Source organism: Gemmatimonadota bacterium (assembly GCA_026706345.1).
In the GTDB taxonomy this organism is placed as follows: Bacteria; JAAXHH01; JAAXHH01; order JAAXHH01; family JAAXHH01; genus JAAXHH01.
This window is the reverse complement of record JAPOYX010000157.1, coordinates 1-2,861: the sequence shown is the minus strand read 5'-3', so window position 1 is coordinate 2,861 and position 2,861 is coordinate 1. Positions and strand designations below refer to the sequence as shown.

The 2,861-nt window shown below is 61.9% G+C and carries 5 protein-coding genes and 1 pseudogene; 2 read left to right on the top strand and 4 right to left on the bottom strand.

What is annotated here, in order from left to right:
• Window positions 1–232: 232 nt before the first annotated feature.
• The 3 genes and pseudogenes from OXG98_10260 to OXG98_10250 form a co-directional block, all read right to left on the bottom strand.
• Window positions 233–421, bottom strand: a pseudogene (locus tag OXG98_10260) (nucleotidyl transferase AbiEii/AbiGii toxin family protein).
• 20 nt (window positions 422–441) lie between these two features.
• Entirely contained in the window at window positions 442–999 is a 558-nt protein-coding gene (locus OXG98_10255; GenBank protein MCY3772386.1) for a hypothetical protein, read from the bottom strand.
• 158 nt (window positions 1,000–1,157) lie between these two features.
• Entirely contained in the window at window positions 1,158–1,307 is a 150-nt protein-coding gene (locus OXG98_10250) for a hypothetical protein (GenBank protein ID MCY3772385.1), read from the bottom strand.
• A gap of 207 nt (window positions 1,308–1,514) precedes the next feature.
• Here OXG98_10250 and OXG98_10245 point away from each other — a divergent pair, with 207 nt between their 5' ends.
• Both OXG98_10245 and OXG98_10240 read left to right on the top strand, forming a co-directional pair.
• The gene (locus tag OXG98_10245) at window positions 1,515–1,802 is read left to right on the top strand and encodes a DUF1778 domain-containing protein (protein MCY3772384.1); all 288 of its coding nucleotides are present in this window, start codon (window positions 1,515–1,517) and stop codon (window positions 1,800–1,802) included.
• 2 nt (window positions 1,803–1,804) lie between these two features.
• Window positions 1,805–2,317 carry a GNAT family N-acetyltransferase gene (locus OXG98_10240; protein ID MCY3772383.1) on the top strand — a complete coding sequence of 171 codons (513 nt, stop codon included), beginning with the start codon at window positions 1,805–1,807 and terminating at the stop codon, window positions 2,315–2,317.
• Window positions 2,318–2,449: 132 nt separating this feature from the next.
• Here the strand turns inward: OXG98_10240 and OXG98_10235 are convergent.
• On the bottom strand, window positions 2,450–2,861 hold a 412-nt coding region (locus OXG98_10235; GenBank protein ID MCY3772382.1), incomplete at its 5' end, for an aminotransferase class III-fold pyridoxal phosphate-dependent enzyme.

The following is a 2,861-nucleotide window of genomic DNA, read 5'->3' as shown; positions in this document are numbered from 1 at the left end:
GTAAGCGCGGCGGGTGTTTCCCGGATAACCAGTTCGGATCTGGACTGAATTCAGAACATTGAACCGTGATGGCTTGGCCGGGGTCGGCACAATTCCCGGGTGGCAACGCCGGGAGGGCTCGACGCTACCGCCGAACAGTTCGCCGGTCGGACAAACCCGTCTGGGCCGAAACCGGTGCTGAGCAAGGACGGAATCCTGTCCCGGCACGCCACCTGTGGGCAAGCGCCGTGCAGAAGTCCAGGTCCTCGCTCAGCCTCTGCCCGCCGTGGCAGAGCCGCAGGGCGGTGCCTCCGTGGAACACCAGGCCGGCCATCAGCCCGGATCGGGCCATCGCGTGCAGGATATCGTAGTGCAGGATCTCCTTTTTGACCACCCGCTCCAGGCCGCCGTACCCAGCGGCGGCCACAGCCCGACGCGCCAGGTCCCGGAAGTCCGTCCGCGTCATGCCGCCAGCCCCATTTCCTCCTCGATCGCGGCCAGCTCTTCCGTGTCCACGAGGTCCAGGTTGCGGCCGACGCGCCGGAGGTCCTCCAGCGCCAGGCGCGGATGGGCCATCCGCAGCGGACGGCCGACATCCGCGGTGCGGTCCAGGATCTCGCCGACAGACCGCCTGGTGTGGGTGAACGCGATGGTGCCGTATGGCGTGTTGAACCGGCCCTTCCTCCCGGTCGTCATCACCGTCACGCAAGCGATCGTCTGCTGCGAGATGATGCTGTAGTCGCCGAGGGCTGTCTCCAGGCTCAGGTAGCTGGTGGCGCGCCGCCGCAATGTCACCGCGATCTCCTCGAGAACATGGGTTCTCGACCGGGCCAGGGGGTTCACGTATACACCCCGCGCCACGTGCTCGAGCACGCCCTGCCGGACAAGGCGATTGAGCCTCATGGCGAAGGTCTTGCGGGACCACTCCGGAAAGATCGCGCGCAGGTCCTCGACGGAGAACACCGCCCGTCCCCGGTTGTCCCACTCCACGAGGGTTTTCATCGCCGCGACGGTTTTCATGACAGCCCTCTCCATGTCAGGATCTTTTTCCATATATATATAGATTAACTGTCCACCCCAAGTTTCTGCCCGGTTCGTCGCTGCCCTGGCTTCGATTTCCTGGATTCCAGACATTGTCTCAATTGACTCCACGTTGTTCCTGTTCCATTCGACCCCGGTTAAGAAGCGAATTGCAGTTGCTGTTCACTCATTGCAGATGCCCATCTCTCCCAAATATCGCCTGAGCCAATTCCATTTCCTTCCGGCCAGGCCTGTTCTCGATCAGAATAAGCAGAACATTCGGAATCCTGGTCATCTTCTTCTCTCACCAACGTTCTCCTGACTCTTCTTCGGCTTCCCCGCATTTGGATGAAGAACACGCACGATGCGCAATCGATCCTTTCCCGATGCCGCCGAGGATCGAACGTCGCAATGCTATCGATCATGGCTCGCGTGCTACCGTCAATGAAGGATTCTCAGCCTTGCAAGAGGCACCGAAACGACGTACATTCACTGTTTTGGAAGGAGACGGTATCATGGCTCAGACCGACACAGTCCGAAGCGAGCGCATCAATCTGAGGCTCAGCGAAACGGCAAAGCGGCGCATTGAGCAGGCGGCCTCTGTCGAAGGCAAGACCGTCAGCGCTTTCATCGTGTCCAGCGCCCTGGAGAACGCGGAGAAGGCCGTTCGACGTCACGAGATCATCGCGCTCGCCCGCGACGATGCGGCGCGGTTCTTCGAGGCGCTCTCCGATCCGCCGCCGCCGAACGAACACCTCCTTGCGGCCCTGGAGGAGCACGCTCGGCGCGTCGTCTCGCGTTGAACGTGCTTGATGCGCTCACTATCGAGCCGCTCGGAAAGCGCCAAGACCGGAAGTTCTTTTCCTGTGGCATTCCCGAGTTGGACCGCTATCTGGCACGCCAGGCCGGGCAGGACGTCCGGCGCCGGATCGCCCGGGTGTTCGTCTGTACCGCCGGCGAAACCGATGCAGTCCTCGGATTCTACACACTGAGTGCACAGTCGATCGACCTTGCTTCACTGCCTGAGCAACTCTCCCGGAAATTGCCGCGCCATCCGGTGCCCTGCGCCCTGATCGGCCGGCTGGCGGTCGATCGCTCGGCGCACCGGCAGGGCCTCGGACGCATGCTTCTCTCAGATGCGGTCAAGCGGACCGTGATTGCCGGTGAAACCGTGGCCATGCATGCCCTGATCGTGGATGCCGCGAACGACGACGCGAAACGCTTCTGCGAGAGATTCGGCTTTGTGCCCCTCACTGACGATCCGATGCGCCTTTTCATTTCGCTCGGCCACGCCGCCCTTCAAGACCCGCAGGGATAGGCACAACGTATGCGAGACCGCACGGCAGGCCTCTGTTCCTGCCGACAAAAGGCAAGATCGATCTGCCGCGCGTCGAGTTTCGAGGTGTCCAAAAATGGGTGTTGGCGCATTGCAAGCAAAGCGCTCACGATCTCATTCCATGGATCGGAAGGCGGCATCGAGCCCGGAAATAACGGAATCGACATCTCCCCGTGACAGGCACAACGGGGGCACCATGCGCAGCACGGACCTGTACGGACCCGATTTCGAAAGGATGAGACCGTGCTCGCGGCAGGCCTCGAACACGGCGGCAGTGGTATCGGCATCGGGTTCCCTGGTTTTCCTGTCCCGGACGAGTTCAATTGCCAGCATCAGCCCGCGCCCCCGGACGTCACCGACGACCTGGTATCGTTGCTGAAGGTCCCGAAGTCCCGCGAGCAGGGAATTTCCGACCTTAAGCGCGTTCTCCTGCAAGCGATCTTCCCTGAGTACCTCGAGAACCGCACGGCCGGCCGCACAGCTTGTCGGGTTGGCCCCGTAAGTGTGGAACAGGAACTTGTCACCC